Below are 25,928 nucleotides of genomic sequence, written 5' to 3'. Positions count from 1 at the left end.
CGCCGATGTGAGTTTTGCAACAGCGGACGCTGGAACCGCGCGCAGGCGCCGTGGGCGGGGTCGGGGGTCAGGTGCCGGTGGCCGACCCCGTACGCACAGTGGGCAGCGGCATCAGCACCGGCTCCCCCGTGGGCGCCTTACGGCAGACATCCCCGCACTCGGCGTCCAGCGAGCAGCACAGCGAGCACACGGCCCCCGCCCGCACCGGGCAGTCGGCGATGTCCGGCAGCTCGTACGCCGTCTCGCAGGAGGCACAGAGGTGGGTGGCGGACGGCGGCGGTGCGGCATTGCCGGGCCGTTACGGCGGCGGGGAGGCGGTTAACTCGCGGTAGGACGCGCCGGGAAGGGCCGCCCGACTATCGGTGCGCGCCGGCGGGAGCGGCGAACGGTGACAGGGCAGTGAGCACCCAGGGGCCGAACAGGAAATCACTTCACCGGCAGCCGATAGGTGACCCGATAACGCTCGGCGAGCACCACCACATCGGCGGTCTCGACCGGACGGCCGCCCGCGAAGTACGTACGCGAGGTGACCAGCACCCAGTGCCCCGGCACCCCGCCGAGCGCCAGCACCTCCTCGGCCCGGCCGGGCCGCGCGCCGACCTCCTCCGCCACGTTGTCCACCACCAGATCGAGGGCGGCCATCCGGTCGACGACCCCGCGCCCGGCCAGGGGCCCCTCCTCGGGCAGCATCACGGGCGTACGACCGGTGACGGCGAGCGGCTCCCAGGAGGTGGAGAGCATGACCGCCTCCCCCTGCGACTGGAACACATAGCGGGTGCGCATCACCCGCTCCCCCACGCCGATCCCCAGCCGCCCGGCGATCTCCGCCCCGGCCTCATCCTGCTCACTGTGGGCGTCCCAGCTCCCGATGACCCGCTCATCGGCCTGCTCCTGCCGGAACGGCGTGGCCTCCCCAGCGGTATGAAACCCACCCCGCACCACCCGCCGAGGCACCGGCTGGGCCCGCACATACGTCCCCGACCCCGACCGCCCCTCGACCAGCCCCTCGGCCATCAGCACCTTGCGGGCCTCGAGGGCAACGGTGTCCGAAACCCCGTACTCCTCACGGATTCTGGCCTGAGAGGGGAGACGCGCATGCGGTGGCAGCTCACCCCCGGCGATCTTCTTCCGCAGATCGTCGGCGACGCGGAGGTATGCGGGCTGGTCACCAAAGGCCACGTGCACTCCCTGGGTTGACAGTCAGCCACAGCTTGGCAACCCAGCGTTGTCGATTGCAACTCAAGGCCATAGCTTCACTAGAAGTGGTGAACCGCAGCTCAGAGACGTTTAACTCGCCCAAAGCCCGCTGAGCTGCCCAACCCCACCCACCACCCCGCCCTTTGCGACCGCGACGCGCAGCCGCCCCGTCAGCTCACACTCCTCTCGATCGCCTCGAAGAGCATCGGAACACTGATCGTGCGTGCGGCGCGGGGCCGGTCCTGATGGCCGCCGGGCGGGCCCCGGATCTGCGCCGGGCGGGCCCCGGTGCCCGCTAGTCTCCTGAGCAGCAGCAGCCGCCGAAGCGTAGGGACCACGATGGACGACGAACCGCACGCCTCGGAACCCCAACGCGTGGCGCCCAGGCCCCCTCGCCGCATCTCGCGGGTGCTGCCCGGCGTGCTGTTCATGGCACTGTGCGTAGCGGGCTGCACCGGTGGCTCCGGGGCGCAGGACGCGGCCGGGGCGTCCGGGGCCAGGGCGGGCGCGGCGGGGGTCGGCGACGCGCTCTTCCCGCGGCTCGGCAACGGCGGCTACGACGTACGGGGCTACCGCCTGGCCCTCGACTACACGCCCGGCTCCCGCCACCTGAAGGGCACCGCCCGGATCACCGCCCGCGCCACCCGCGCCCTGAGCTCCTTCCACCTCGACCTCGCCGGGCTGACGGTGCGGAAGACCACGGTGAACGGCCGCCCCGCCAAGGCCGCGCGCAGCGGCACCGAGCTGATCCTCACCCCCGCCTCGGCCCTCCCCAAGGGGCGCACGTTCACGGCCACCGTCGTCTACGACGGCAAGCCGAAGACCCTCACCGGCGAGGACACCGGGAAGGAGGGATGGATCCGCACCGACGACGGCGCCGTGGCGCTCGGTGAGCCGACCGGCTCCATGACCTGGTTCCCCGGCAACAACCACCCCTCCGACAAGGCCGCCTACGACATCGCCGTCACCGTTCCCGAGGGCTACACCGCCGTCTCCAACGGAGAGCTGAAGGGCCGGCAGACCCGCGACCGCCGCACCACCTTCCGGTGGCACATGGGCGAGCCGATGGCAAGCTATCTGGCCACCGTGGCCATCGGCCGCTTCGACGTCCGCACCACGACCACCGGCAAGGGCCTGCCCGTCCACGTAGCCGTCGACCCCACCGAGGCCGACGGCGCGAAGGACATCGCCGACCAGGTCGACGACGTCATCACCTGGGAAACCCGCACCTTCGGCCCGTACCCCTTCTCCTCCACCGGCGCGGTCGTCGACCACCTCCCCGGTCTCGGCTACGCCCTGGAGACCCAGCCCATGCCGTACTACGACGCGGCCCCGGAGAAGGCGCTCGTCGTGCATGAGCTCGCCCACCAGTGGTTCGGCGACTCGGTCACCCCACGGGTCTGGAAGGACATGTGGCTCAACGAGGGCTTCGCGACCTACGCCGAGTGGCTGTGGGAGGAGGACCACGACGGCCGCACCGCCCAGCAGATCTTCGACGACTTCTACGACGGCACCGACGACGAGAGCGAGGGCATCTGGGACTTCCCGCCCGCCAGCCCCCCGAGCGTCGCCGGCGTCTCCGACCCACCCGTCTACGGCCGCGGCGCGATGGTGCTCCACCAGCTCCGCCGGGCCGTCGGCGACAAGACCTTCTTCGCCATCCTCCGCACCTGGCTCAAGGACCACCGGCACGGCAACGCCGATACGAAGCAGTTCATCGACCTGTGCGAACGCAAGTCCGGCAAGGACCTGACCCGGCTCTTCGACGTCTGGCTGTACGGCAAGGGCAAGCCGAAGAAGCCCTGACGGCCGCGGGCGGCCCGTGACCGATGTCCTTCCACGTGGCTACGGTCGAGCCATGACCACCCCGCCCGCTTGGATGCGGCCAGCCCGGCCGGGACTCCAGTCAGTAGTGGTAGCGAGCCGCGAGGATCACGATCTCCTTGTCCGTGACCAGGTAGACAAGGCGGTGCTCGTCGTCGATCCGCCTCGACCACGCTCCAGGCAAGTGGTACTTGAGCGGCTCAGGCTTGCCGATCCCCGCGAAGGGGTCGCGCTTGACGTCCTCGATGAGCCTGTTGATCCGAGCCAGCATCTTGCGATCGTTCTTGAGCCAGGACGTGTAGTCCTCCCAGCCCTGATCCTCGAAGACAAGCCTCACGCAGCACCCTCACCGGCCGCGTCCGGCGAGTCGGGGTCGATCAGCTCGCGCTCCGACACATTGATGTTGCCCAGCGCGTTCTCGTACGCCTTGAGCAGTCGTCGTGCGTTCGCCGGCGAGCGCAACAGGTACGAGCCCTCGCGCAGCGCCGCGTAGTCCTCGGCCGAGACGAGCACGGCGTTGCCATGCTTGGAGACGATCTCGATTGCCTCGTGATCGTCGTTGACCTTCTTGATCAGCGGAAAGAGAGCCTTGCGGGCTTCGCTCGCAGTTATGGACATGACCTGACCCCTTCCGAGAGTGGTACTGAATAACGTACCACTCTCATCCCGGCGCCGTCCCAGCACGCTGGCGGCATCCCTGTAAGGGGGCTCAGACGCCCCCTCCGCCCGACGTCAACGACACCCCCGCCGCATCGGCCCCGACCAGACCGCCCATTCCGGGCGGAACCCTCAGCGCCGCCGCCACGAACGAGGCGAGCAGCGGGCGGCGGTCCTGTTCGTTCCAGGCGAGCACGAGGCGGCTGGGCGGTGCGTCGGATACCGGTACGCCGACCAGGCCGGGCGGGAGCGGTTCGACCAGCGAGCGGGGAAGGACCCCGATCATCCGGCTCACTTTGATCATCTGGAGAAGCTGGACCACGTCGGCGACCTCCGGGCCGGTCCCGTCGCCCCCGGGCACGCCCTTCCAGCGCGGCAGTGTCTCACCCTCCAGATCGGCCATCCGCACCGAAGCGAGCCCGGCCAGGCGGTGTGCGGAGGGGACGATGGCCACCCGCTCCTCGGCGTGGAGCGTCTCGTGGTCCAGGCCGTCGAGATCGTCGAACGGTACGTAGAGCAGGCCGACGTCGGCCCGCCCGTCGAGCAGGAAGTCGGTGCGGTCGGCGGGGCCGCTGAAGAGGATGTCGACCCGGCGGGCATCGGGCTGGTGGGCGTACTCGGCCAGGATCCCGGACAGCAGCCCGGCATCGCCGCCCGGCTTGAGTACGAGCCGCAGGTGAGCCTGGGTGTCGACGGCACGCCGGGCGCTGCGGACGGCGGCGGCGACCGCGTTGAGCGCATGCCGTCCGTGCTCCTGCAACGCTTCCCCGGCCGGTGTGAGCTCGACGTGCCGACTGGAGCGGAGGAACAGCGCGACGCCGAGCCGGGTCTCGATCCGCCGGATCGCCTTCGACAGCGCCGGCTGGGCGATCGAGAGCCGGGCGGCGGCCCGGCCGAAGTGCAGCTCGTCGGCGACTGCGACGAAGTACTCGAGCTCGCGGGTCTCCAGTTCAACCATGCCTGTAGGTTATCGCCGAATTCTCTATCGATCTTGGACACTTAGGGCAGGTGCTCGCAAGAATCGCCACATGATTCAGCACACGATGATCGTCTCCTTCGATCAGCCTCTGCCCGACACGGAACTCGACCAATACCTCGGAGATATCGAACGGGCCATGCTCGACACCGGCCTCGCGGAGTCGGTCGTCGCCCGCCGCCACATTCCCGTCCCCGGGGAGGAGGCCATTCCGGCGCTCATCGCGACCGCGATCGTGCAGTTCGCCGTGGCCGACATCGACGCTCTGGCGAAGGGGTTCGCCGCGCCCGCCCTGCACGAGGTCATCCACCACTGGCAGTCGAGGCACCCGTACAAGGCCGCCTGGGCGAACCACGAGCCGCTGGCATGAGCGCCGCGACCCGGAAGGCGGGACTGGTCACCGGCGCGGGCAGTGGGATCGGCCGCGCGGCGGCGCTGGAGTTCGCCCAAAGTGGCGCCGCGGTCGCCGTGCTCGACATCGACGAGAACACGGCCGCCGAGACCACCGAGATGATCAGGGAGAACGGTGGGGAGGCGCTGGCCATCCCCGTCGACATCGGCGACGAAGGCTCCGTGCGGGCGGCCGTCGAGCGTACGGTCGCGGAGTACGGGGGCCTCGACTTCGCCGTGAACAACGCCGGCCTGGACTCCCATCACCGGCAGCTCGAGCAGATGACACTGGACGAGTTCGAGCGCGTGGTTCATGTCAATCTGGCCGGAACCTTCCTGTGCATGAAGTACGAACTGCCCGCACTGCGACGCCGCCAGGGCGGCGCGATCGTCAACATCGCCTCCAACGGCGGCTTGTACGCGATCCCGACCGCCCCCGCCTATGTGGCCGCCAAGCACGGCATCGTCGGGCTCACCAAGGTCGCGGCGGTCGACTACGCGCCGGACCGCATCCGGGTCAACGCCGTCTGCCCCGGCCCGACCCGTACGCCCGGGTTCGAGCGGGTGGCGGCCGGTACCGACCTGATCGCCATGCAGGAGGCGATCACGCCGCTCGGCCGGATGGCCGACCCGGAGGAGGCCGCGGCCGCCGCCGTCTGGCTCTGCTCGGACGCGGCGTCCTACGTCACCGGCATCGCGCTGTCGGTCGACGGCGGACGCCGGGCCTGAGGAATCCGCCGCGCCCCGGCACCGGACCCTCCTGAGGCCACCTGGCCCCCGGCACCCCCGGCACCCCCGGCACCCGCACTCTCCGTCGCCCGCGCTCCTGAGGAGCCGGGTGCGGAGGGGCCGGGTGCGGAGGGAGCCGGGCCGTCGGGGCTCGAGTCGGCGAATCGCGCTCGGGCCCCGGCGCTCAGACGAACGGAATCGGATCATTGAGCACCCCCGCGTTCCCCCGCACGGGCGGGAAACCGTCCCGGAGCCCGTCCACGCCGACCGGCGCCGCACTCGCCGTCGGCCTGGCGGTGATGACACTGGAAGGCTTCGACCTCGTCGCGTTCGGCGCGACCACACCCCTGCTGCTCGACTACCGGCCCTGGGACCTCACCGTCGCCACGGTCGGCCTGCTGGGCAGCCTCACGCCCATCGGGATGCTTCTCGGCTCCCTGCTGGTCGGCCAGTTCACCGACCGGTTCGGCCGGCGCCGGACAACCCTGGTCAGTGCCGCGCTCGTCAGCGCCGGAATGTTCGCCTGCGCCGCGGCACCCCTGCCGGCCCTGTTCGGTGCGGGCCGTTTCGTCGTCGGGCTCGGCGCCGGTGCGATCTACCCGGCGATGGCCCCGCTGATCTTCGAACTGGCCCCTGACGGACGGAAGAATCTGTACTCGGGGATCGTGCAGTGCGGAACGCCCATCGGCGGCGCGTTCGCGGCCCTCGCCGCCAACACGTTGCTGAGCGGCCACAGCTTTCATGCGGAGTACCTGGTCGGCGGGTTCGCCGGGCTGCTCGTGCTGCCCATGGCCTACGCCTGGCTGCCCGAGTCCACGGAATACCAGCGGGCGGTGACCACATCGGCCCCGGCCCCCGGCAGCCGCGGTGTACGGCTGGTGCTGAAACCGCCGTACCTCACCAGCACCCTGCTGTTCAGCGCCATGGCGGCCCTTTCGTTCCTGCTCATCTTCGGCATGAACACCTGGCTGCCGGAGCTGATGAGGACCGCGGACTATCCGCTGCGGTCCTCGCAGACCTTCCTCATCCTGCTGAATCTGGGCGCCACCGTCGGCGGACTCGCCATGGCACTGCTGGCCGACCGCGCCGGATCGAAGGGAACGGTCACCGCCAGTTTCGCCCTCGGAGCCGCCGCGATCGTCGGCATGAGCGCCCAACTGCCGCTGCCGGTGCTCTACGGCATCGTGATCCTCGGCGGCTGCGGCGCGGTCGGCGTCCAAGGGCTGCTCAATGTGTACATCTCCCGCGCCTATCCGGTGACAGCGCGGGCCAGCGCGGTGGGCGTCGCGCTCGGAGTGGGCCGCATCGGCGCGATCGCCGGCCCCACGCTCGGCGGCCGGCTCCTCGCGGCCGACCTGGCCCCCCGGTGGAACTTCATCCTCTTCGCCGCCCCGGCCGTCCTCGGCGCGCTCCTCGCCCAGGCCGCCGGCGGACGAACGCCAGGCGACGACCGCGGCCGAACACCCCGCGCCCGCCGACAAACACCCCGCGCCCAGGACCGCCCCGCTCCCGCGCCGCGCGCCCAGGAGTCAACGACCGGACATACACCATGAACCGGACAGACCCGGGGCACCGGCGTGGCGGCGGTCAGACGTTGAAGCGGAACTCCACCACGTCCCCGTCCTGCATCACATACTCCTTGCCCTCCATGCGGGCCTTGCCCGCCGCGCGGGCCTCGGCCACCGAGCCGGTGGTGACGAGGTCCTCGTAGGAGATGACCTCGGCCTTGATGAAGCCCTTCTGGAAGTCGGTGTGGATCACACCGGCCGCCTCGGGGGCCGTGGCGCCCTTCTTGATGGTCCAGGCGCGGGATTCCTTGGGGCCGGCAGTGAGGTAGGTCTGGAGGCCCAGGGTGTCGAAGCCGACGTGGGCGAGGGTGGCGAGGCCGGGTTCTTCCTGGCCTACGGACTGGAGGAGCTCCAGGGCCTCGTCCTCGTCCAGCTCGGCGAGGTCGGCCTCCAGCTTGGCGTTGAGGAAGATCGCCTCGGCGGGGGCGACGAGGGCGCGCTGCTCGGCCTTGAAGGACTCGTCGGTGAGCTCGTCCTCGTCGACGTTGAAGACGTAGAGGAAGGGCTTGGTGGTGAGCAGGTGCAGCTCGTGGAGGAGGGCGGCGCGGTCGCTGCCCTGGACGATGCCTGCGGAGAAGAGGGTGCGGCCCTCTTCGAGGATGGCCTGGGCCTCCTCGACGGCCTTGACCTGGGGCTGCTTGTCCTTCTTGATCCGGGATTCCTTGACCAGGCGCGGCAGCACCTTCTCGATGGTCTGGAGGTCGGCGAGGATCAGCTCGGTGTTGATCGTCTCGATGTCGCTCTTCGGCGAGATCTTGCCGTCGACGTGGACGACGTTCTCGTCCTTGAAGGCGCGGATGACCTGGCAGATGGCGTCGGACTCACGGATGTTCGCCAGGAACTTGTTGCCCAGGCCCTCGCCCTCCGAGGCGCCCTTGACGATGCCCGCGATGTCGACGAAGTCGACGGTGGCGGGGAGCTTGCGGGCCGAGCCGAAGATCTCGGCGAGCTTGTCCAGGCGGGGGTCGGGGACGCCGACCACGCCGACGTTGGGCTCGATGGTGGCGAACGGGTAGTTGGCCGCCAGCACGTCGTTCTTGGTCAGGGCGTTGAAAAGGGTCGACTTGCCGACATTCGGCAGACCGACGATTCCGATCGTGAGCGACACGTTGGCGACTTCCCGTAACTTCCCGTGGTCGGGATGTGAGGACAGAGGACGGACCCCGGCGGGGCCGGTCCACCAGTCTACGGGGCCGCCTCCGATCGCCCGGCCGATCGCCGGCCGATCACCCGGCCGGGCCGACAATCGGTCGAACACACTGCCAAGGTCCTGCGAAGGGCGTGTCCAAGACCGGATTCTCGCCCTCCGTCGACCTACGTTGGTCGGGTGGAGCATTACAGCACGCGTACGCCCCGCCGCGCGGCGGCACCACCGCCCCGTCCGGCCGCGGACGACACATATCCGGGACGCGGCAGAAGCACGGGTCAAGGCCGGGGGCAGCCCGGCGGCGCGCCCCGGGCGCCTCGGCCTGCCGCACGCCGTACGGGGCCGTCCGGTCCGGCCGCGGCACTGCCCGCCGTGCTGCGGCGGGCCCGGGGGCTGTCCCTCCCGGACCCCCGGCTGACCGGGCTGGGCGCGGGGCTGCTGACCGCGCTCACGATGCTGGGCATCGGCTGCCTGGACGCGCTGCTGTTCTCCGGCTCGCCCACCGTCTACAGCATGCTCTTCCTGCCCGCCTGCGCGGCCTGCGGGCTGTGGGTGCGCCCGGCCGATCTGCTGGCGGCGCCGGTGACGGCGCCGCTGGCCTATACGGTCGGGCTGCTGCCCATCAACGACGGTTCGGCCGGGTTCAGCGGACAGGCGGTGGGGGTGTTCACCGCGCTGTCGCTACAGGCCGGCTGGCTCTACGCGGGGACGCTGCTGACCGTGGTGATCGTGCTCGTACGGCGGGCCGTACTGGTCACCCGGCGTCGCCGGCAGCAGCGGCCGCGGCCATCGCGGCCCCCACGATCCCCGCATTATTCTGGAGCTGCGCAGGCACGATCTCGGCCCTGACGCCCTCGATCAGCGGCAGGAACTTGTCCGCCTTACGGCTCACTCCGCCGCCCAGCACGAACAGCTCCGGTGAGAACAGCATCTCCAGGTGATGGAGGTACTTCTGCACCCGGCGCGCCCAGTGCGACCAGCTCAGCTCGTGATCGTCCTTGGCCTTGGTCGAGGCCCGCTTCTCCGCCTCATGGCCGTCCAGCTCCAGATGGCCCAGCTCGGTGTTGGTGAGCAGATGCCCGTCGGTGAAGAGCGCGCTGCCGATGCCGGTGCCGAGGGTGAGCACGATCACGGTGCCCTTGACGCCGCGGGCGGCGCCGAAGGCCACCTCCGCGACCCCGGCCGCGTCCGCGTCGTTCAGCACCGTGACGGGGCAGTCCAGCCGCTCGCCGAGCTGTGACGCCAGATCGGTGCCGATCCAGCTCTTGTCGACATTCGCGGCGGTAAGGGTGACACCGCTCTTCACCACGCCCGGGAAGGTCACCCCGACCGGCCGCCCGGACCAGTCGAAATGCCGGACGACCTCGACCACACCGTCCAGAACCGCCTCGGGCGTGGACGGCTGCGGGGTGAGCACCTTATGGCGCTCCGCCGCCAGCTCGCCCCGGTCCAGGTCCACCGGGGCGCCCTTGATGCCCGAACCGCCGATGTCGATGCCGAACACCTTCGCCGCAGACGCCCCCGTGGCCCCCTGGTTCTGCGTCACCGCTGGGATCCCTCCGCCTCGGCGGCGACCGCCGCGGCCTCCGGCTCTCCGGCGAGCGCAGCGGCCTCCGGCTCACCCGAGGACGTCGCAGCCCCCAGCTCGCCCGCGGACGTCGCGGCCGCGGCCGCCTCCGCCCGCAGATCCCGGCGCAGCTCCTTGGGGAGCGAGAAGGTCAGGGACTCCTGCATCGGCTGGACGACCTCGACATCGCCGAAGCCGCGCTCGGCCAGCCACTCCAGGACGCCCTCGACGAGCACGTCCGGCACGGAGGCGCCCGAGGTCACACCGACCGTGGTGACGCCCTCCAGCCATGCCTCGTCGATCTCGCTCGCGTAGTCGACCAGATGGCCGTCCTTGGCGCCCGCGCCGATGGCGACCTCCACCAGCCGCACCGAGTTGGAGGAGTTCTTGGAGCCGACCACGATGACCAGGTCGGACTCGGCGGCCACCTGCTTGACGGCGATCTGGCGGTTCTGGGTGGCGTAGCAGATGTCGTCGCTGGGCGGGCTGATGAGCCGCGGGAAGCGCTCCTTGAGCGCGTCCACGGTCTCCATGGTCTCGTCGACCGAGAGGGTGGTCTGGGAGAGCCAGACGACCTTGGACTCGTCGCGCACGTCGACGTTCTTCACATCGTCGGGGCCGTCGACCAGGGTGATGTGGTCCGGGGCCTCACCGCTGGTGCCGATGACCTCCTCATGGCCCTCATGACCGATCAGGAGGATGTCGTAGTCCTCCTTGGCGAACCGGACTGCTTCCTTGTGGACCTTGGTCACCAGGGGACAGGTGGCGTCGATGGTGGCCAGCTTGCGCTCGGCGGCCTCCTCGTGGACCACCGGCGCGACACCGTGCGCCGAGAAGATCACGATGGAGCCCTCGGGCACCTCCTCCGTCTCGTCGACGAAGATGGCGCCCTTCTTCTCCAGGGTCCGGACGACGTACTTGTTGTGGACGATCTCCTTGCGCACATAGATCGGCGCGCCGTACTGCTCCAGGGCCTTCTCGACGGCGATCACGGCACGGTCGACACCGGCACAGTAGCCACGGGGGGCCGCGAGCAGGACCCGGCGGGCGGAGGTTGCAGTCATGTCCCCCATGGTAGGGGCGATGACCCCGGGGTCTGTCGGTGGTGACAGCTACCCTCGCGGTCATGGCTGTCAACACGTCCGCGGAGGCGCCGATCCCGGTCGGCGAGGTGTCCCGGCTGATCGGAAGCTGGATCGACCGGCTCGGCGCGGTGTGGGTCGAGGGGCAGATCACCCAGCTTTCCCGGCGCCCGGGCGCCGGTGTGGTGTTTCTGACCCTGCGCGACCCCAGTTACGACATCTCGCTGACCGTCACCTGCTTCCGCGCCGTCTTCGACCGAATCGCGGACACGGTCACCGAGGGCGCGCGGGTCGTGGTGCACGCCAAGCCGGAGTGGTACGCGCCGCGGGGCCAGCTCTCCCTGCGGGCCGCCGAGATCCGCCCGGTGGGGGTGGGCGAACTGCTCGCGCGGCTCGAGCAGTTGAAGAAGGCGCTGGCGGCGGAGGGGCTGTTCGCGGCCGACCGTAAGAAGGCGCTGCCCTTTCTGCCGCAGCTCATAGGGCTGGTCTGCGGGCGCGCCTCGGCCGCCGAGCGCGATGTGCTGGAGAACGCACGGCTGCGCTGGCCCGCCGTCCGCTTCGAGGTGCGCAATGTGGCGGTGCAGGGGGTGCACGCGGTGCCGCAGGTGATCGAGGCGGTCAAGGAGCTCGACGCGCTGCCGGAAGTGGATGTGATCGTGGTGGCGCGCGGCGGCGGCAGTGTGGAGGATCTGCTGCCGTTCTCCGATGAGCAGCTCGTGCGGGCGGTGGCCGCGTGCCGTACGCCGGTGGTCTCCGCGATCGGCCACGAGCCGGACTCACCGCTGCTGGACCTGGTCGCCGATCTGCGCGCCTCCACGCCCACCGACGCGGCGAAGAAGGTCGTGCCGGATGTGGGCGAGGAGCTGCTGCGCGTCCAGCAGTTGCGGGAGCGCGCACTGCGCAGTGTGCACGGGCTGCTGGACCGGGAGGAGCGAGGGCTGGCCGCCGCCCTGGCCCGGCCGTGCATGCGGGAGCCGCACCGCATGGTGGACGAGCGCGAGGAGCGGATCACGGCGGTGCTGGAGCGCGCCCGGCGCTGCCTGGGCCATCTGCTGGACCGGGCCGACTCCGAGCTGGCCCACACCCAGGCGCGGGTGGTGGCCCTCTCCCCCGCCGCGACGCTGCGACGGGGCTATGCGGTGCTCCAGCACCCCGACGGCTCGGTGGTGCGGGCGGCCGACGAGGTCACCGACGGCGAGGAGCTGCGGGCGCGGGTCGCCGAGGGCGAGTTCCGGGCGCGGGTCGCTGTCGGTCCGGCTGAATAGGGTGAGGGGCATGGCGAAGACGGACGAGCAGGCCCAGCAGAGCGCGCGGGGCGCGCAGAGCGCACCGCGGGCGGAGACCACGCTCGGCTATGAGCAGGCACGGGACGAGCTGGTCGAGGTGGTCCGCCGTCTGGAGGCGGGCGGCACCAGCCTGGAGGAGTCGCTCGCGCTATGGGAGCGGGGCGAGGAGCTGGCGAAGGTCTGCCGCCGCTGGCTGGAGGGCGCACGGGCGCGGCTGGACGCGGCGCTGGCGGACGAGACGGACGAGGACGAAGTCGGGGACGGGAACGGCGGGGGCGCCGAAGACGCGGAGCGCGGCGCGGCGGAGGGATGACCGTCAGCGGTTTATCGCTCGCCCCTTTATCGCTCGCCACCGACCACCCCACCGGCCGCGGTCGGGGATCACCCGCCGTCGCGCGGCCGCCCTCGATCCACCGCGCCCCACCCAGGCGCGCCGCGCACTGTGATTCGGAGCACCTTCCGCACCCTGCGCCAACTTTTTAGTTGAACATTAATCTAAACGCCGTACAGTGGAGGCAGTCAGCGATATCCCCGCTTATGCAGAGGTTTCTTCCATGGCACTCGTACTCGACTCCGCCGCTCAGGACCTGCTCTTCCGTGAGGCCCGCACCGCGAACACCTTCACCGACGAGCCGGTGACCGAGGAGCAGGTGCAGGCGATCTACGACCTGATCAAGTACGCGCCGACCGCGTTCAACCAGTCGCCGCTGCGCGTTGTGCTGGTCCGTTCCCCCGAGGCCCGTGAGCGTCTGGTGCAGCACATGGCCGAGGGCAACCAGGCCAAGACCTCCACCGCCCCGCTGGTCGCGATCCTCGCCGCGGACAACGAGTTCCACGAGGAGCTGCCCGCGCTCTTCCCGCACTTCCCGCAGGCCAAGGACGTCTTCTTTTCCGAGCGCGCCGCCCGCGAGCAGGCCGCCGGGCTGAACGCCTCGTTGCAGGCCGGTTACTTCATCCTGGGCATCCGCGCCGCCGGTCTCGCCGCCGGCCCGATGACCGGTTTCGACGCCGCCGGGATCCAGAAGGAGTTCCTGGACGAGGACCACACCCCGCTGATGGTCATCAACATCGGCAAGCCGGGCGAGGACGCCTGGTTCCCCCGTGGCCCGCGCCTGGACTACGACCAGGTCATCACCACGGTCTGAGCCACCACAGACCACACACCGAAGGGCGTGTCCCGGACCGCTGGTCCGGGCCACGCCCTTCGGTCGTCGCGCTCAGCCCTTCTTCTCGGTGAGCGCGGCGGCCACCTTCGTCAACTGCCCGTACGACGCCGTCCCGGTGACCACCGTGGTCACGCCCGGCTCCTGGCGCACCAGCGCGTCGTACTTGTCACCCTCGTAGCGGACCCACTCCTCGCCGTCGATCCGCTGTGTGTGCTTCGTCTCCCGCGCCTGCTGTGTGACCTCTTCCACGAACGGCTCGGGCTTGCCGTCGCTCTGCTCGACCGCGACGTACTCCTGGTCCTGGTCGAGGAAGCCGAGGTGCCAGAGCGCGCCGTCCGGCTCGGCGGCCGGGCGGTAGGTCACCGATGTCGCGCGCCAGCCCTTGGGCAGGCTCCCGGGCTCGGGGGCGGCCACCGGGTACGGCGCGGCGCGGCGGGCCGTGTCCAGCTCCACGCGGTAGTCCACCGTCTTCACCCCGGAGCCCTTGGCGCCCTCGTCGTGCGGGATACCGAAGAGGTAGATGCCCGCCGCGACGACGCCGATCGCCGCCAGCGACAGCACCATGTCCCGGACCGTCTCTTTGCCACGCATACCTGCCACGCCCCCTATCGTCCCTCATCCGGTCCTCGCACCCCGCAACAGGGCCGTGCTCATGCGTGGGGCTGTCTGCTCACTTAGCCAATCAGCGGATAAGGTCATGAACACCCTCACCCTCCCAGCCCCTCGCGGGGCGGAGGGACCTCCCGGTCCGTCGCCGTACAGAAAGGTGCGCTCCGATGACCGAGCATCATCTCCCCTCCCAGCTCGAGGTCAGCCCCGAGGCTCCCGACCGCAACCTCGCCCTGGAACTCGTCCGGGTCACCGAGGCGGGTGCCATGGCCTCCGGCCGCTGGGTGGGCCGCGGCGACAAGAACGGCGCCGACGGCGCCGCCGTGAAGGCCATGCGCTCCCTCGTGCACACCGTCTCGATGAACGGCGTCGTCGTCATCGGAGAGGGGGAGAAGGACGAGGCGCCGATGCTCTTCAACGGTGAGCGCGTGGGCGACGGCACCGGCCCGGAGTGCGACGTGGCCGTGGACCCGGTGGACGGCACCACGCTCACCGCCAAGGGCATGGCCAACGCCGTCTCCGTGCTCGCGGTCGCCGAGCGCGGCACCATGTTCGACCCGTCGGCCGTCTTCTACATGGACAAGCTGGTCACCGGCCCCGAGGCGGCCGAGTTCGTCGACATCACCGCGCCCCCCGGGGTGAACATCCGCCGGATCGCCAAGGCCAAGAAGTCCAGCCCCGAGGACGTCACCGTGGTGGTCCTCGACCGCCCCCGCCACGAGGGCATCGTCAAGGAGATCCGGGAGGCGGGCGCCCGGATCAAGTTCATCTCCGACGGCGATGTGGCCGGCGCGATCATGGCCGCGCGCGAGAGCACCGGTGTGGACCTGCTGCTGGGCGTCGGCGGTACGCCGGAGGGCATCATCGCGGCCTGCGCGATCAAGTGCCTCGGCGGCACCATCCAGGCCAAGCTGTGGCCCAAGGACGACGAGGAGCGGCAGCGCGCCCTCGACGCGGGCCACGACCTGGACCAGGTCCTCGAGACCAACGACCTGGTCAGCGGCGACAACGTGTTCTTCGTCGCGACCGGCATCACGGACGGGGATCTGCTGCGCGGGGTGCGGTACCGCGCGGAGACCGCCACCACCCAGTCGCTGGTCATGCGGTCCAAGTCCGGCACCATCCGGCAGATCGACTCCACCCACCGGCTGGCCAAGCTGCGCGCCTACGCCGCCGTCGACTTCGAACGGCCGAGCTGAGCGCGCGACCGCAGGTAACCCGGACGGCACATGACGAGGGCCGGGTCCCGCCTCCCGGCGGGGCCCGGCCCAGGTCCCGAAGAGTTCAGCCGGCTGCGGCGACCCGCACCGCGCGCTGTAGCTCCGCCTCCCGGCGCCGGCGGCGGGCCAGCACGACCCGGCGCTCGGCCGCGGTCAGCCCGCCCCATACGCCGTACGGCTCGGGCTGAAGCAGTGCGTGCTCCCGGCACTCGACCATGACCGGGCAGCGCGCACAGACGCGCTTGGCGGCCTCTTCCCGCGACAGCCTGGCAGCCGTGGGCTCCTTGGAAGGGGCGAAGAACAGCCCGGCCTCGTCCCGTCGGCACACCGCCTCCGAGTGCCAGGGGCCGGCCTGATCGCGCGCGGGAACGCGCTGCGGGGGCACGGCGGCTTCCAGCAGGGGCTGATGCGGTTGCAGCACGGTCTACTCCTGACGACGGCTCCGGTGGTCACCCTTGCCCGCCTCGAGGTGTACGGCCCCGTGAGCACCCCCATCAGCCGTACGAGAGACGATGCACCAAGCCTTACCCGCTGTGCGCGCGCTTATGCACACCGTTGTCCCACCCGGAACTTCCCCCGCGCATGCTCGTTCTTCAGGGCTTATGCCCGCAGGTTCTTCAGCCGCTTGCCCCGCTTGGGCTTGGCCTCGACACCGCCGAAGACCGCGAACCCGGTGACATGGATCACCGGTGCGTCGGGGTCCTGTGCCTCGTACGTCCTGACGTCGAAGCCGCCGAGGATGCCCGCGCCCGAGCCGCGCAGCGAGACGTTCTCCGGGACCTTGATGTCCACTCCGCCGAAGGCGGCCACGACATTGATGACGATCTCCCGGTGCTCGAAGACCGCCTCGGTCAGATCGATTTCGACGCCGCCGAAGACCGCCAGGGCGTTCGTCCGGCGCCTGACCCGCCAGCGGCCCTTGCGCGTCGAACCGCCGAAGACCGCCACCAGGTTCTCCGACTCGGGCACGGCGCGCGCCCAGTCCGGCTCCGCGTCGTGCGCCGGGGCCGGGCCGGTGCCGCGGGCCGGGGCGACGGGCAGATCGCGCACCAGGGGCTCCAGCTCGCCGAGGGTCTTGGCGCGATAGACCGCGTCGATCCGCTCGGCGTGCTCCTCGGGCTGGAGCCGCCCCTCGGCGAGGGCCTCCCGCAGGATGTCCGCGATCCGGTCACGGTCGGCGTCGGACGCGCGGAGCTCCGCCTCCGCGACGGGCGCGGACGCCGGGGCCGGGGCCGGGGTCGGAGCCGAAGCGGCCACGGGGGCGGCCGCGGGGGCGGATTTGGTCAGGGGCACGGGCTGCTGCTCATCCACGGACACAGAGTATCCAGTCGCGATAGATCGCGACTAGGGGACGATCCCTGACGCATCCCTGATCCTTCCCCCACCGGCCCGGTCCCCGCGCCCGCTACTGAGCCTTACCTCACAGGTCCCGTTCCACCGCCCCGTTCTACGCTTATCAACGCGCTGTCGACGAAGTCAGCCGAAGCCCCGTCGAGTGAGGAATGTCCGCGATGCCCCCCGTCTCCCGTCCCAACCACCCAGCGTTCGCCTATTCGGACCTGCTGCCCCTGGGAGAGGACACCACGCCCTACCGCCTGGTGACCTCCGACGGCGTGAGCACCTTCGAGGCCGACGGACGCACCTTCCTGAAGGTCGAGCCGGAGGCGCTGCGGAAGCTCGCGGCCGAGGCGATGCACGACATCTCGCACTATCTGCGCCCGGCCCACCTCGCCCAGTTGCGCCGGATCCTCGACGACCCGGAGGCCAGCGCCAACGACCGCTTCGTCGCGCTGGACCTGCTGAAGAACGCCAATATCGCGGCGGCCGGGGTGCTCCCGATGTGCCAGGACACCGGCACCGCGATCGTCATGGGCAAGCGCGGGCAGCACGTGCTGACCGAGGGCGGCGACGAGGAGGCCCTGTCGCGGGGCGTCTTCGACGCGTACACCAAGCTCAATCTGCGCTACTCCCAGATGGCCCCGCTGACCATGTGGGAGGAGAAGAACACCGGCTCCAACCTGCCCGCGCAGATCGAGCTGTACGCGACCGACGGCGGCGCCTACAAGTTCCTCTTCATGGCCAAGGGCGGCGGCTCGGCCAACAAGTCCTTCCTCTACCAGGAGACGAAGGCGGTGCTGAACGAGGCATCGATGATGAAGTTCCTGGAGGAGAAGATCCGCTCGCTGGGCACGGCCGCCTGTCCGCCGTACCACCTGGCGATCGTGGTCGGCGGCACCAGCGCCGAGTACGCGCTCAAGACCGCGAAGTACGCCTCCGCACACTATCTGGACGAGCTGCCCGCCGAGGGCTCCCCGACCGGGCACGGCTTCCGCGACAAGCAACTGGAGGAGAAGGTCTTCGAGCTGACGCAGAAGATCGGGATCGGTGCGCAGTTCGGCGGCAAGTACTTCTGCCATGACGTGCGGGTGGTGCGGCTGCCGCGCCACGGCGCCTCCTGCCCGGTCGCCATCGCGGTCTCGTGCTCCGCCGACCGCCAGGCGCTCGCCAAGATCACGCCGGAGGGCGTCTTCCTGGAGCAGCTCGAGACCGACCCGGCGCGCTTCCTGCCGGAGACGACGGAGGAGGAGCTGACCGAGGGCGCGGGCCCGGACCTGGACGCGGTCGCCATCGACCTCAACCGGCCGATGGACGATGTCCTGGCCGAGCTGACCAGGCACCCGGTCAAGACCCGGCTCTCGCTCACCGGCACGCTGGTCGTGGCCCGGGACATCGCGCACGCGAAGATCAAGGAGCGGCTGGACGCGGGCGAGGAGATGCCCGAGTACCTGAAGAACCACCCGGTCTACTACGCGGGCCCGGCCAAGACGCCCGAGGGCTACGCCTCCGGTTCGTTCGGCCCGACGACGGCGGGCCGGATGGACGCGTACGTCGAGCAGTTCCAGGCCGCCGGCGGCTCGAAGGTCATGCTGGCCAAGGGCAACCGCTCCAAGCAGGTCACCGACGCGTGTGCCGCGCACGGCGGCTTCTATCTGGGCTCGATCGGGGGTCCGGCGGCGCGGCTGGCCCAGGACTGCATCAAGAAGGTCGAGGTCCTGGAGTACGAGGAGCTGGGCATGGAGGCGGTCTGGAAGATCGAGGTCGAGAACTTCCCGGCGTTCATCGTGGTGGACGACAAGGGGAACGACTTCTTCAGTCCGCAAGAACTCTCTCAGCCGACCTTCACCAGCATCCCGGTGCGCGCCCCCGGGCAGGCGTAGCCGCCTGCCTCGCGCCCGCTGGCCTTCGATCGCAGCTCGGCGACCGACACTGACACAGCAGACACAGAGAGAGCCCCTGGTGACCGCCAGGGGCTCTTGTCATTCAAGTTGGCCCGACCCCGGTCACGCAACGCTGATCTCCTGCGGCAGTGTCCGTTCTGGAATCCTGGTATGACCGCCCCGTGACCGGCCGCATGATAGCTGATCAATTCGGCGTGTCCGAGAGGACCGATCGAACGTACCGTGCACTGACCGCATGACCGTAGCCCCGTACCCGCTGCCTTATCGGTGGCCGGTGTGGGGCTCTCTACGATTCAGCCCACTGCATCAATGGCCGCTGTGATGAGCGAACGGGCTTCCGCTCCGTAGGCGGCAATTTCCTTCAAGTTCCCAAACGCTTTGAGGTACAGCGCAACGTCGCTCGGCTGAGTCTCCTTGATGGCCGCTGACAGGGTTTCCACATGGACACGCTGACGGTCAAAGATAGTGAACGTTTCCAGCGGCCACGCTTGCCGGGGCGCCGTGAACGGAATTATACCCAGCGAGATTGACGGTAGCGCCATCACGGACAGCAGATGGCCTAGTTGAGCGGCCATGACTTCGGCGCCGCCTATCCGGTACCGCAACACCGATTCCTCAACCAGAACGGCAAATCGGTGGTCACCTTCGTGGATGACGTGTGATCGGTCCATCCGCGCTTTCACAGCGTCCGACACATCATCCGGTGTTTCGCGAAACCGTGCGATGGAAGTCAGCAAGGCGGACGCGTAGCCGGGGGTTTGAAAGAAGCCGGGCACTACGTTGGAACAGTAGACATGGAATTGCCGTGTCTGTTCGTAGAGAGGTACGCCTGACTCCTGTAGCCGCCTGAGCCCCGTTCGCTGTAGCCGCTTCCACTGGACGTACATGGAATCCGCTTGACGGTTGGCAGCAATCAAGTCATCAGCTTGCTCCGATGCGCCGCACGCTGTGCACCAGGCTCTTATGTCTGCATCGCTGGGTGGCGTCTTGGCGTGCTCAATGCGCGATGACTTGGACTCACTCCACCCGCACCTGACAGCCAACTCACGCCCCGTAATTCCTGCGTCAAGCCTCATTTCCCGCAGTCGACCGGCTACGGCTTCCCTGGCTTCTTGGGCTTTGGACGAAGGAGATGACATAAGTTGGCTGTCCGGTTGCACTCAGATGATGTATTCGCTGTGCGGGGTTGCTCGCTGCCAGATGCTCTCAAACGCGTCAGCGCAGAGTTTCACCGTCTCGACATCCCCGCTGAGCTCATCCGTGACGTGGCTTCCATCCCCCGCGAAGTGATGTAGGCGGAGAAGGTTTCCGTCGAACAACCAGAAGTCGTTAGCGGGTACCAGGAAGCCCACTGCCTGACTCCGTGGGAGCCACCGGACTTCTTCCCCAGCGGCAATGTTGCCTTGCGTCGCGTCGTGCTCCCAGCGGATGTATTCGCTGACAGGCTCCGACACCACGCGTGCCCGCCGAATACCCACGCCCCGGGCAACAGCGTCCGCAATGGCTTGGTGGAACGGGTGCCACCAGGATTCGCGGTCGCTCCAATCAACACGTTCGCCGCGCTGCCATGCTTCTAGTCGCGAGTTAGTGCCATAGTCATCCCGCATTTCCAGATGAATGGCGGATTCGCGGGTGTTGGCCAGTAGCTCACTGAACGGCGGAAGGCTCAACTGCATCGCACGCTTTCCGGATAATCGGCACCATACGCGCCGGGATCCTGATGATTTCTTCGCTGTCCGGGATCGTTCCGTTGGCCGGAGTGTCCGACTCACAGGCTGCGCGGAGTTCAGGGCTTGCCTTCCAGCCCTGGATTACCAGTTCTCCCGCTTCTTCGTCAGCCCAGACGGTAGGGCAGTGGTCATGATCGGTGTTCGGGTCAATCCCGACGAACCGTAGCGCCATGTCAGCCTCTTTCCGTGCATGGTTTGCCTGACCTTGCACAGCCATCCTCCCGCTACAGCGTGGGCAGTCAAGACCACCTGCCATGAATCGGCGTGCAAGTTCGTGCAAACCTGTAGAGCGGAGCGCACTGACAGTCGTTGACTGCTCATCTGACAGGAAGCGATGCAGGGGGTTGGACGTGAGCGAAGCGAAGACCTACCCGAGTGACCCGGTGCAACTTCCGTTGAAGACTGACGAGTTGGAGCCCGCGCCGGTTGAGGGCTGCCCCGGCTGCACAGAGCTTGCCAACGTGCGTGACCGTGCCCGCGCGGGTGGCGACATGACCACCGTGACCGATTGCAACGTCTACATGCGTCGGCACCCGGAAGGGCACCAGTGACTACGCGCGCTGTCTATCGGTTCGTGAACCACACAATCCGGCATGACCCTGAGGGCGGAGTGACCTTCGAAGCCTTCTGCGCAACGCCCGGCTGCGATGAGGAATCGGGCCCTCAGGAAGACCCGGAAGCGGCTCAGGAATGGTGCCTTCGCCATACCGGCCGTACGGGTCATGACCTCTTCCGGCGCTTCGTGACCGACCATGCCCGCGTCACCCGCGCGGAGCCGCTACACAGTGAGCAGTCATGAGGGCCGGGCATGGTCGCATGACCATTCGCGTGTCACGGTTCCATCCGGCCGTTTACGTGGCGTGCTCCGCGCTCATCACGCTCGCTGCCACGGGGAAGATCTGAGAGGGGAATCAGTGGCGAAAGAGATCCGGCTGAGCAAGCGTCCCGGACAGGTGAGCGCTCCCGAAGGGAGCGGAGGCGCAGCCGGAGGCCCCTAAGCACCACCCACGAACTCCCGCCCCGGCGGTTGGAAACCCCGGACAGGTCCAGCCGCCGGAACGGGTGACCAATCCGCAGCGGAATCCCCCTGCGGACCACAGGCCATGCCATCGACGGTACGGCGGCATGGCCCTGCGCGAAAGAGGAGACTGGCAGATGAATTCTGCGGCCGTCGACAAGTACGAGACACGCGTGCCCGACGCCGAAGGCTGGCGTGGAATTCCGTTCCGGCACCCGCGTGACCTGGTAACCGTTCAGGCAGATGGTGGGAAGCACGACGGAGGCCCAATGCCTCCGGAGGCTCCCCGAGAGCCCACCCCACAGGAAGGTGACGGCAAGTGAACCCATGACAGCCCCAGCGGTTGGCTGAATCGGGCCCTGTCGTCTGCTTCCCCCGGTGACAGATGGCAGGGGCCGCACCGTCTGGGACGAGTTTCCTTCGCAGTCACGAGAAGGCATGCCACACGCTGGGCGGGTGCAGTGTCGTGGAATGCGCGCCGGACCGGTGGAGAACGCAACGGCCCCCGCCGAGTGGCCGGGGCCGTAATTCTGATGTTTCGTCAGGGACGATCAGGCTGCTGGCAACTGCCCGCTCTTAACTGCCGATATGAACGATGACCAGGACGACACCGGGAAGTTCAACGCCGGACCCTGCGGGTCCTTACTATCCCGTACGGGAACGATGCCAGCAGACGCGAGGCTAGGTGCCCACACGACACAACTACCGCCCCCGTTGCCACTGTAGCTGGATTTCACCCACTCGGTACCGGATCGGTCAGGTATGGCACTCATCGGATACTACCTCCATAAGGGATCGGATGAAAGTCGACGTGTCACTCGGCGACAGAGCGCTGGCTCTCAGCAGATCATAGGCCCGCTGCCGCGCCGAGACCGCTGCAAGGTCCTCCAGTAACGTCCCCGTAGAAATGCTCTCCTCGTAGGCTACGCGAGCACCGTTGTCGAGAGTCATCAACGTCAGCGTTCCACCTACCAGAGCATGTCCACCATGTTCGAACGGTAGAATCTGAACCACGCTCGTGGGAGTCAACGTCAGGTCAACCAGACGAGAAAGCTGCGCGTGCATCACGGTCGGCCCGCCAAATGGCCGTCTTAGGACTGCCTCATCAAGGATCAGTGAGATATCGGGCGGAGAATCAGTGCTCAATAAAGTTTGCCGACTCATTCGAGCGGTAACCAACTCCTCGATCTTTTCCGGCGCGGCTTTGGGGTCGAACGTTTCGAACAGGGCGCGGGCGTAGCCCTCGGTCTGCACAAGCCCCGGCACAATTTGACCGCCGTACTCCTCGATGAGCCGCGCTTGCGCCTCAAGTTCCATCCGCCGCCGAAACTGGTCGGGATGGACCTCTCGGCGGACAAGCCCGTACAGCTCTTCAAAGATCCCGTCCGTGCCAAAGGCGGCGTCCAGCCGCTTGGGCAGGTCGGGCGGGGGCATGGCGTCGGCCGTCTCGATGCGGGACAGGTGGCTTGTGCTCACCATCACGACATCCTTCAACCGCTCAAGACTCATGTCCGCACGCTCTCGGTGGGCACGCATCTTCGCCCCGAACAAGTGTCGGGCGGATCGGTCAGGCGTGAGTTCGCGTGGCCGTGCCGCCATGTGCCGTCCCCATTTCCCCAAATGAACCTCGGGATATGAACCTCACCTGAGCGTACGTGAGTTGCGCCACGCTTGTGTCAGAAAGGCAGACCCCCGCGACGTGGCTGCGTCCGGGGGCGTGGCCCAACAGCCTCACAGGAGCTGATGAACAATGAACAACCCTATCCATTGGTTCTCCGCATGGGTGAGTGCGTTTCTCGCCTTACGGCCGCGCGGCCGTCATCGGTCCGGGGCGATGCCTCTCGCGCCGCGCGCGGGCATCTCGCGGCCCGAGGCGGGAGACATGGACTCCGCCGCCAGGGCCCAACCGGTGGCTGCAAGCCCGAACAGCGACTTGCCCCCTCCCGAATTGTGTACAGCGGCCCCGCCGCTGTACGACCAGGAACCCTCCTCAGTACGGCCCTACGTGGTGGCCCATGAGCAACGGCACGAACAGCGGCGGGTCGGCGTCATCCCCCGCGTGGAGTTGGTGTGTGCCCCGCACGGCATGGTGGTCATCCGGTGATCGTCAATACCCGGACCGCGCCCTCACCTTCCCCCCTGGGGCCCGGGTGCGCTCTGTGTGCCACCCCCGGGGTTTTCGGGCCCCATGACCCCGCCGACCCGCACTCGGGTCTGTGCCCTGCCTGCGTCACGGCCGGTAAGCCCACCCGTGAGGGCCTTGAGAGCGCGGTGGTGATCGTGGCCGGACAGACCCTGGCAGGGGCCGAATCACTCCAACTGAGCACCGCCGCGCCGGAAGAGTTGGCCTACCACCTGGGGGCGGTGAAACGGAGCCTGCGCAGCGTGCTCCAGCTCCTCGCGCCGGCTGAAGGAAAGCGCGCTCGGTGAACGCCGATAACCCACCCGACCGGGGCGAACGGCCGACGATGACCATGCGCGTCTACACCATGGCGCGCGATGGAATCGTCACAGCACGGCACGCGATGGTGACCGTCCTGGTCGGGGAGAAGAGCGATACCTACGGGCTGGGGCAGGCATGGCCACCATGCCAGTGCCCTCGCCACCGTGAACACAACAACCCGAACCGATTCAAGCGCTCCTGAGAGGGCCGCTCGCCCCGGAGGGCGAGGGACGGGCGGTCCCCCAGCGACTCCGGTCGTCGTGCCCTGACACAGCCTTGAGCAGGGGCCGGGGCGGCATCTTGCCGCCCCGGCCCCTACGCGTTCACGGAGCCCCTCACCCCCTCAGCGCCGCCTCGAAGGCGCCGGGGCGTTGGGTGACGCCGCTGCAACGGGTGTTGGGGACGACGCTCTCGGTCGTCCCGGGGCCCGCGGCACCGTCGGTGGGGGCCGTGGGGGTGGCGGACCGGGTCATTTCCGGGGTGCACGGCTGGTCGCGTTCGGCGGACCACATCGACAGCCGTCCGATCCCCTTCTCCGCGGCGAACCGCGCCAGCCTGGACGCGTCCTCCAGCGTGAAGGTCTCGCCGGTGACGTCGTTGACCCCGATCATCGGTGTCACCGCGAGCACCTTCCAGGCGGCGGCGTCGGACATGCCGAGCACCTCGCGGATCCGGGCCTGCGCGGCGGTGGCCGCCTGGACGGCGTAGTCGCCCATGTCGCCCGTATGGTCCCCGCTGTAGTTCATCGCCATGATGTTGATGGTCGAGAGGATGACCCCCTCCTGTTTGGCGGCCTCCAACTGGGCGACGCTCTCGGCGGTCGGCCCGTCGGGCATGGCGGGCAGGGTGAAGGAGATGTTCAGGCCCTCGTGGGTGCGCTGGATCAGCGCGAGCGCCTGGGCGCGGCGGGCCGCCGCCTCGGTGTTGGCGAGCGCCTCGCCCTCGAGGTCGAAGTCGATCCGGTGCGCCTGGTATCGCTCGATCACCTCGGCGTAGGCGGAGGCGAGTTCGGGGACGTCGGTGCAGACGGTGGCCAGCTCGGTGCCCTCGGCGCCGCCGAAGGAGATCCGTACGTCGCCGCCCGCCCGGCGGACGCCCTCGACCCGGGCCTCCAGCGCCTCGTCGTCGAGCGAGGTGCCGCCGTCCCACGCCGGGGTGCAGCCGTCGCCCGCGACGACGAAGCCCAGGGTGAACTCCTTGACCCCGCGCCCGGCCGCGGCGGCCATGTCGTACCCCGAGTCCGACCAGGCGTTGACGTACGGCACGAACTCGGCGGGCGACCGTGCCGCCGCTGAGGGCTGCGACGCCTGCGGCTGTGAGGGCGCTGCGTGCGGCTCGGGCGGCTGCTTGTGGTGTCCCGCCCATACGGCGATGGTGGCGCAGACCACCGCGCCGGCCACGGCGATTCCGCTCATGCGGGGGCTGGCCCTCATGGCTCTGGCTCCTTCTTGCGGTCCGGTACGAGGCGCCGGGGGCTGCGCCGCCCGAGCCGTTCTCCTCGCCAAACCTCGCATATTCCGTGAAGCCTACTGAACTATGACACACCGCATGTTTGACTTATATGTCGCATGTCGTATTTTCTGCATTAGCCTCTTCCGTATGGATCCTCAGTCAGATGTGGCCGAGCGCGCGCCTTCGCGTCCCCTCCGCGCTGACGTGGCCCGGAAGGGGCCCGTGTTCGTGGACCTCTCCGGGCGCCGTGGCCGATTCGTACGTCATGTGGGCGTAGTCGCGGGGGCCGCCTGCCTCGGCTATTCGGCGGTCCTGGGATTGGGCTACGCGGGCGGTACGCCGTTCGCGCCGCAGACGCTGATCCCCGGGCATCCCGTCGCCACCGAGGCGTTCGGCCGGCAGCCGAAGCACACGCCGGAGGGGCGTTCGGGGCCCTCCGGATCGCATGAGCGGCGCGACGACGCGTACGAGTACGGGTACGGGTACGAGTACGCGCCGACCCACCGTCAGCACCAGCGCCACCGGCACGACTCCGAGCGTTCGGCGCCCCGGTCCGCCCGGCAGCCCGTCGCCCTGCCCCCCATCACCACCCGGCCGCGGCCCGCGCCCCCGCAGCCCGCCCCGCCGG

The 25,928-nt window shown here is 69.1% G+C and carries 30 protein-coding genes and 2 pseudogenes; 14 read left to right on the top strand and 18 right to left on the bottom strand.

What is annotated here, in order from left to right; genetic code table 11:
• Window positions 1-67 precede the first annotated feature (67 nt).
• The 3 genes and pseudogenes from KN815_RS50480 to KN815_RS18925 form a co-directional block, all read right to left on the bottom strand.
• Window positions 68-271: pseudogene (locus tag KN815_RS50480) on the bottom strand (hypothetical protein); the annotation flags it as partial.
• Window positions 272-426: 155 nt separating this feature from the next.
• On the bottom strand, window positions 427-1,179 hold the full coding sequence (locus KN815_RS18930; protein ID WP_216343135.1) for a GntR family transcriptional regulator: 753 nt from the start codon (window positions 1,177-1,179) through the stop codon (window positions 427-429).
• A gap of 188 nt (window positions 1,180-1,367) precedes the next feature.
• On the bottom strand, window positions 1,368-1,628 hold the full coding sequence (locus KN815_RS18925) for a hypothetical protein (RefSeq protein WP_216343147.1): 261 nt from the start codon (window positions 1,626-1,628) through the stop codon (window positions 1,368-1,370).
• Here KN815_RS18925 and KN815_RS18920 point away from each other — a divergent pair.
• Complete coding sequence (locus KN815_RS18920) at window positions 1,537-3,003, top strand: M1 family metallopeptidase (RefSeq protein ID WP_216343134.1); 1,467 nt, start codon at window positions 1,537-1,539, stop codon at window positions 3,001-3,003. The two genes, KN815_RS18925 and KN815_RS18920, sit on opposite strands and share 92 nt — an antisense overlap.
• 100 nt (window positions 3,004-3,103) lie before the next feature.
• Here KN815_RS18920 and KN815_RS18915 read toward each other — a convergent pair whose 3' ends face one another.
• The 3 genes from KN815_RS18915 to KN815_RS18905 all read right to left on the bottom strand — a co-directional run bounded on the left by KN815_RS18915 (window position 3,104) and on the right by KN815_RS18905 (window position 4,636).
• The gene (locus KN815_RS18915) at window positions 3,104-3,358 is read right to left on the bottom strand and encodes a Txe/YoeB family addiction module toxin (protein WP_137967268.1); all 255 of its coding nucleotides are present in this window, start codon (window positions 3,356-3,358) and stop codon (window positions 3,104-3,106) included.
• A complete protein-coding gene (locus KN815_RS18910; RefSeq protein ID WP_137967267.1) occupies window positions 3,355-3,639 on the bottom strand; it encodes a type II toxin-antitoxin system Phd/YefM family antitoxin in 285 nt (94 codons plus the stop codon). The genes KN815_RS18915 and KN815_RS18910 overlap by 4 nt, the downstream gene beginning before the upstream one ends.
• A 91-nt stretch (window positions 3,640-3,730) precedes the next feature.
• Window positions 3,731-4,636, bottom strand: a complete 906-nt coding sequence (locus KN815_RS18905; RefSeq protein ID WP_216343133.1) for a LysR family transcriptional regulator — start codon at window positions 4,634-4,636, stop codon at window positions 3,731-3,733.
• Between the two features lie 70 nt (window positions 4,637-4,706).
• Between KN815_RS18905 and KN815_RS18900 the strand changes: the two genes are divergently transcribed.
• The 3 genes from KN815_RS18900 to KN815_RS18890 all read left to right on the top strand — a co-directional run bounded on the left by KN815_RS18900 (window position 4,707) and on the right by KN815_RS18890 (window position 7,326).
• Window positions 4,707-5,024, top strand: a complete 318-nt coding sequence (locus tag KN815_RS18900) for a hypothetical protein (RefSeq protein WP_216343132.1) — start codon at window positions 4,707-4,709, stop codon at window positions 5,022-5,024.
• Window positions 5,021-5,773, top strand: coding sequence for an SDR family NAD(P)-dependent oxidoreductase (locus KN815_RS18895; protein WP_216343131.1), 753 nt, complete (start codon window positions 5,021-5,023; stop codon window positions 5,771-5,773). Before KN815_RS18900 ends, KN815_RS18895 begins: the two co-directional genes overlap by 4 nt.
• Window positions 5,774-5,979: 206 nt before the next feature.
• The gene (locus KN815_RS18890; protein WP_216343130.1) at window positions 5,980-7,326 is read left to right on the top strand and encodes an MFS transporter; all 1,347 of its coding nucleotides are present in this window, start codon (window positions 5,980-5,982) and stop codon (window positions 7,324-7,326) included.
• Between the two features lie 34 nt (window positions 7,327-7,360).
• Here KN815_RS18890 and ychF read toward each other — a convergent pair whose 3' ends face one another.
• Entirely contained in the window at window positions 7,361-8,449 is a 1,089-nt protein-coding gene (gene ychF, locus KN815_RS18885) for a redox-regulated ATPase YchF (RefSeq protein WP_216343129.1), read from the bottom strand.
• Between the two features lie 219 nt (window positions 8,450-8,668).
• On the opposite strand from ychF, the gene KN815_RS18880 reads away from it, so the two are divergent.
• Entirely contained in the window at window positions 8,669-9,337 is a 669-nt protein-coding gene (locus KN815_RS18880; RefSeq protein ID WP_216343128.1) for a DUF6542 domain-containing protein, read from the top strand.
• Here the strand turns inward: KN815_RS18880 and ppgK are convergent.
• Together ppgK and KN815_RS18870 are read right to left on the bottom strand one after the other, a co-directional pair.
• On the bottom strand, window positions 9,243-10,034 hold the full coding sequence (gene ppgK, locus KN815_RS18875) for a polyphosphate--glucose phosphotransferase (RefSeq protein WP_216343127.1): 792 nt from the start codon (window positions 10,032-10,034) through the stop codon (window positions 9,243-9,245). The genes KN815_RS18880 and ppgK overlap by 95 nt on opposite strands.
• Complete coding sequence (locus tag KN815_RS18870) at window positions 10,031-11,128, bottom strand: 4-hydroxy-3-methylbut-2-enyl diphosphate reductase (RefSeq protein ID WP_216343126.1); 1,098 nt, start codon at window positions 11,126-11,128, stop codon at window positions 10,031-10,033. Before KN815_RS18870 ends, ppgK begins: the two co-directional genes overlap by 4 nt.
• A gap of 53 nt (window positions 11,129-11,181) precedes the next feature.
• Here KN815_RS18870 and xseA point away from each other — a divergent pair, with 53 nt between their 5' ends.
• The 3 genes from xseA (at window position 11,182) to KN815_RS18855 (ending at window position 13,568) form a co-directional block, all read left to right on the top strand.
• Window positions 11,182-12,402, top strand: a complete 1,221-nt coding sequence (gene xseA, locus KN815_RS18865; protein WP_216343125.1) for an exodeoxyribonuclease VII large subunit — start codon at window positions 11,182-11,184, stop codon at window positions 12,400-12,402.
• Between the two features lie 10 nt (window positions 12,403-12,412).
• Entirely contained in the window at window positions 12,413-12,736 is a 324-nt protein-coding gene (locus KN815_RS18860; protein WP_216343124.1) for an exodeoxyribonuclease VII small subunit, read from the top strand.
• Window positions 12,737-12,977: 241 nt separating this feature from the next.
• Complete coding sequence (locus tag KN815_RS18855) at window positions 12,978-13,568, top strand: malonic semialdehyde reductase (RefSeq protein WP_216343123.1); 591 nt, start codon at window positions 12,978-12,980, stop codon at window positions 13,566-13,568.
• Between the two features lie 72 nt (window positions 13,569-13,640).
• Here KN815_RS18855 and KN815_RS18850 read toward each other — a convergent pair whose 3' ends face one another.
• A complete protein-coding gene (locus KN815_RS18850) occupies window positions 13,641-14,180 on the bottom strand; it encodes a DUF4245 domain-containing protein (RefSeq protein ID WP_216343145.1) in 540 nt (179 codons plus the stop codon).
• Between the two features lie 185 nt (window positions 14,181-14,365).
• On the opposite strand from KN815_RS18850, the gene glpX reads away from it, so the two are divergent.
• A complete protein-coding gene (gene glpX / locus KN815_RS18845) occupies window positions 14,366-15,397 on the top strand; it encodes a class II fructose-bisphosphatase (protein ID WP_208522720.1) in 1,032 nt (343 codons plus the stop codon).
• An 85-nt stretch (window positions 15,398-15,482) separates the two neighbouring features.
• Here the strand turns inward: glpX and KN815_RS18840 are convergent, their stop codons facing one another.
• Together KN815_RS18840 and KN815_RS18835 are read right to left on the bottom strand one after the other, a co-directional pair.
• On the bottom strand, window positions 15,483-15,839 hold the full coding sequence (locus KN815_RS18840; protein WP_020868722.1) for a WhiB family transcriptional regulator: 357 nt from the start codon (window positions 15,837-15,839) through the stop codon (window positions 15,483-15,485).
• 179 nt (window positions 15,840-16,018) lie between these two features.
• Complete coding sequence (locus KN815_RS18835) at window positions 16,019-16,675, bottom strand: DUF1707 SHOCT-like domain-containing protein (protein ID WP_253209077.1); 657 nt, start codon at window positions 16,673-16,675, stop codon at window positions 16,019-16,021.
• 254 nt (window positions 16,676-16,929) lie between these two features.
• Here KN815_RS18835 and KN815_RS18830 point away from each other — a divergent pair, with 254 nt between their 5' ends.
• Window positions 16,930-18,636 (top strand): fumarate hydratase, encoded by a 1,707-nt coding sequence (locus KN815_RS18830; protein WP_216343121.1) that lies wholly within the window; start codon window positions 16,930-16,932, stop codon window positions 18,634-18,636.
• 314 nt (window positions 18,637-18,950) lie between these two features.
• On the opposite strand, the gene KN815_RS18825 is transcribed toward KN815_RS18830, so the two are convergent.
• From KN815_RS18825 to KN815_RS18815, 3 genes are read right to left on the bottom strand one after another with little or no spacing between them, the layout of a single operon-like run.
• The gene (locus KN815_RS18825) at window positions 18,951-19,796 is read right to left on the bottom strand and encodes a helix-turn-helix domain-containing protein (protein WP_216343144.1); all 846 of its coding nucleotides are present in this window, start codon (window positions 19,794-19,796) and stop codon (window positions 18,951-18,953) included.
• 21 nt (window positions 19,797-19,817) lie between these two features.
• Window positions 19,818-20,333 carry a DUF6879 family protein gene (locus KN815_RS18820; protein WP_216343120.1) on the bottom strand — a complete coding sequence of 172 codons (516 nt, stop codon included), beginning with the start codon at window positions 20,331-20,333 and terminating at the stop codon, window positions 19,818-19,820.
• Entirely contained in the window at window positions 20,305-20,559 is a 255-nt protein-coding gene (locus tag KN815_RS18815) for a hypothetical protein (protein ID WP_216343119.1), read from the bottom strand. Before KN815_RS18815 ends, KN815_RS18820 begins: the two co-directional genes overlap by 29 nt.
• Before the next feature lie 178 nt (window positions 20,560-20,737).
• On the opposite strand from KN815_RS18815, the gene KN815_RS18810 reads away from it, so the two are divergent.
• Both KN815_RS18810 and KN815_RS52585 read left to right on the top strand, forming a co-directional pair.
• Window positions 20,738-20,938, top strand: coding sequence for a hypothetical protein (locus tag KN815_RS18810; RefSeq protein ID WP_216343118.1), 201 nt, complete (start codon window positions 20,738-20,740; stop codon window positions 20,936-20,938).
• Window positions 20,935-21,186 carry a DUF7848 domain-containing protein gene (locus tag KN815_RS52585; RefSeq protein ID WP_443732327.1) on the top strand — a complete coding sequence of 84 codons (252 nt, stop codon included), beginning with the start codon at window positions 20,935-20,937 and terminating at the stop codon, window positions 21,184-21,186. Before KN815_RS18810 ends, KN815_RS52585 begins: the two co-directional genes overlap by 4 nt.
• Window positions 21,187-21,956: 770 nt before the next feature.
• On the opposite strand, the gene KN815_RS18805 is transcribed toward KN815_RS52585, so the two are convergent.
• Both KN815_RS18805 and KN815_RS18800 read right to left on the bottom strand, forming a co-directional pair.
• A complete protein-coding gene (locus KN815_RS18805; protein ID WP_216343117.1) occupies window positions 21,957-22,178 on the bottom strand; it encodes a DUF397 domain-containing protein in 222 nt (73 codons plus the stop codon).
• Window positions 22,162-23,004, bottom strand: coding sequence for a helix-turn-helix domain-containing protein (locus KN815_RS18800; protein ID WP_216343116.1), 843 nt, complete (start codon window positions 23,002-23,004; stop codon window positions 22,162-22,164). The genes KN815_RS18805 and KN815_RS18800 overlap by 17 nt, the downstream gene beginning before the upstream one ends.
• 827 nt (window positions 23,005-23,831) lie before the next feature.
• Here KN815_RS18800 and KN815_RS18795 point away from each other — a divergent pair.
• Window positions 23,832-24,050 (top strand): hypothetical protein, encoded by a 219-nt coding sequence (locus KN815_RS18795; RefSeq protein ID WP_216343146.1) that lies wholly within the window; start codon window positions 23,832-23,834, stop codon window positions 24,048-24,050.
• Between the two features lie 133 nt (window positions 24,051-24,183).
• Here KN815_RS18795 and KN815_RS18790 read toward each other — a convergent pair whose 3' ends face one another.
• Complete coding sequence (locus KN815_RS18790) at window positions 24,184-25,281, bottom strand: chitinase (protein ID WP_216343115.1); 1,098 nt, start codon at window positions 25,279-25,281, stop codon at window positions 24,184-24,186.
• A gap of 166 nt (window positions 25,282-25,447) precedes the next feature.
• Here KN815_RS18790 and KN815_RS18785 point away from each other — a divergent pair.
• Window positions 25,448-25,928 (top strand): annotated as a pseudogene (locus KN815_RS18785) (hypothetical protein); the annotation flags it as partial.

Origin of the sequence: Streptomyces niphimycinicus (assembly GCF_018883605.1) — a bacterium.
GTDB classification, from domain to species: Bacteria; Actinomycetota; Actinomycetes; order Streptomycetales; family Streptomycetaceae; genus Streptomyces; species Streptomyces niphimycinicus.
Note: the sequence above shows the minus strand (reverse complement) of the source record. Positions and strands in the feature narration are given on the sequence as shown.

What these genes read in the sequence shown, in the direction of transcription:
- KN815_RS18925 (WP_216343147.1), bottom strand. Translation starts at nt 1,628, where the DNA reads ATGAACAGCACGCCGGGCAGCACCCGCGAGATGCGGCGAGGGGGCCTG.
- KN815_RS18895 (WP_216343131.1), top strand. Translation starts at nt 5,021, where the DNA reads ATGAGCGCCGCGACCCGGAAGGCGGGACTGGTCACCGGCGCGGGCAGT.
- KN815_RS18900 (WP_216343132.1), top strand. Translation starts at nt 4,707, where the DNA reads ATGATTCAGCACACGATGATCGTCTCCTTCGATCAGCCTCTGCCCGAC.
- KN815_RS18820 (WP_216343120.1), bottom strand. Translation starts at nt 20,333, where the DNA reads ATGCAGTTGAGCCTTCCGCCGTTCAGTGAGCTACTGGCCAACACCCGC.
- KN815_RS18855 (WP_216343123.1), top strand. Translation starts at nt 12,978, where the DNA reads ATGGCACTCGTACTCGACTCCGCCGCTCAGGACCTGCTCTTCCGTGAG.
- KN815_RS18905 (WP_216343133.1), bottom strand. Translation starts at nt 4,636, where the DNA reads ATGGTTGAACTGGAGACCCGCGAGCTCGAGTACTTCGTCGCAGTCGCC.
- KN815_RS18830 (WP_216343121.1), top strand. Translation starts at nt 16,930, where the DNA reads ATGCCCCCCGTCTCCCGTCCCAACCACCCAGCGTTCGCCTATTCGGAC.
- KN815_RS18790 (WP_216343115.1), bottom strand. Translation starts at nt 25,281, where the DNA reads ATGAGGGCCAGCCCCCGCATGAGCGGAATCGCCGTGGCCGGCGCGGTG.
- KN815_RS18920 (WP_216343134.1), top strand. Translation starts at nt 1,537, where the DNA reads ATGGACGACGAACCGCACGCCTCGGAACCCCAACGCGTGGCGCCCAGG.
- KN815_RS18850 (WP_216343145.1), bottom strand. Translation starts at nt 14,180, where the DNA reads ATGCGTGGCAAAGAGACGGTCCGGGACATGGTGCTGTCGCTGGCGGCG.
- KN815_RS18860 (WP_216343124.1), top strand. Translation starts at nt 12,413, where the DNA reads ATGGCGAAGACGGACGAGCAGGCCCAGCAGAGCGCGCGGGGCGCGCAG.
- KN815_RS18825 (WP_216343144.1), bottom strand. Translation starts at nt 19,796, where the DNA reads ATGTCATCTCCTTCGTCCAAAGCCCAAGAAGCCAGGGAAGCCGTAGCC.
- KN815_RS18870 (WP_216343126.1), bottom strand. Translation starts at nt 11,128, where the DNA reads ATGGGGGACATGACTGCAACCTCCGCCCGCCGGGTCCTGCTCGCGGCC.
- KN815_RS18800 (WP_216343116.1), bottom strand. Translation starts at nt 23,004, where the DNA reads ATGGCGGCACGGCCACGCGAACTCACGCCTGACCGATCCGCCCGACAC.
- KN815_RS18815 (WP_216343119.1), bottom strand. Translation starts at nt 20,559, where the DNA reads ATGGCGCTACGGTTCGTCGGGATTGACCCGAACACCGATCATGACCAC.
- KN815_RS18805 (WP_216343117.1), bottom strand. Translation starts at nt 22,178, where the DNA reads ATGAGTGCCATACCTGACCGATCCGGTACCGAGTGGGTGAAATCCAGC.
- glpX (WP_208522720.1), top strand. Translation starts at nt 14,366, where the DNA reads ATGACCGAGCATCATCTCCCCTCCCAGCTCGAGGTCAGCCCCGAGGCT.
- xseA (WP_216343125.1), top strand. Translation starts at nt 11,182, where the DNA reads ATGGCTGTCAACACGTCCGCGGAGGCGCCGATCCCGGTCGGCGAGGTG.
- KN815_RS18910 (WP_137967267.1), bottom strand. Translation starts at nt 3,639, where the DNA reads ATGTCCATAACTGCGAGCGAAGCCCGCAAGGCTCTCTTTCCGCTGATC.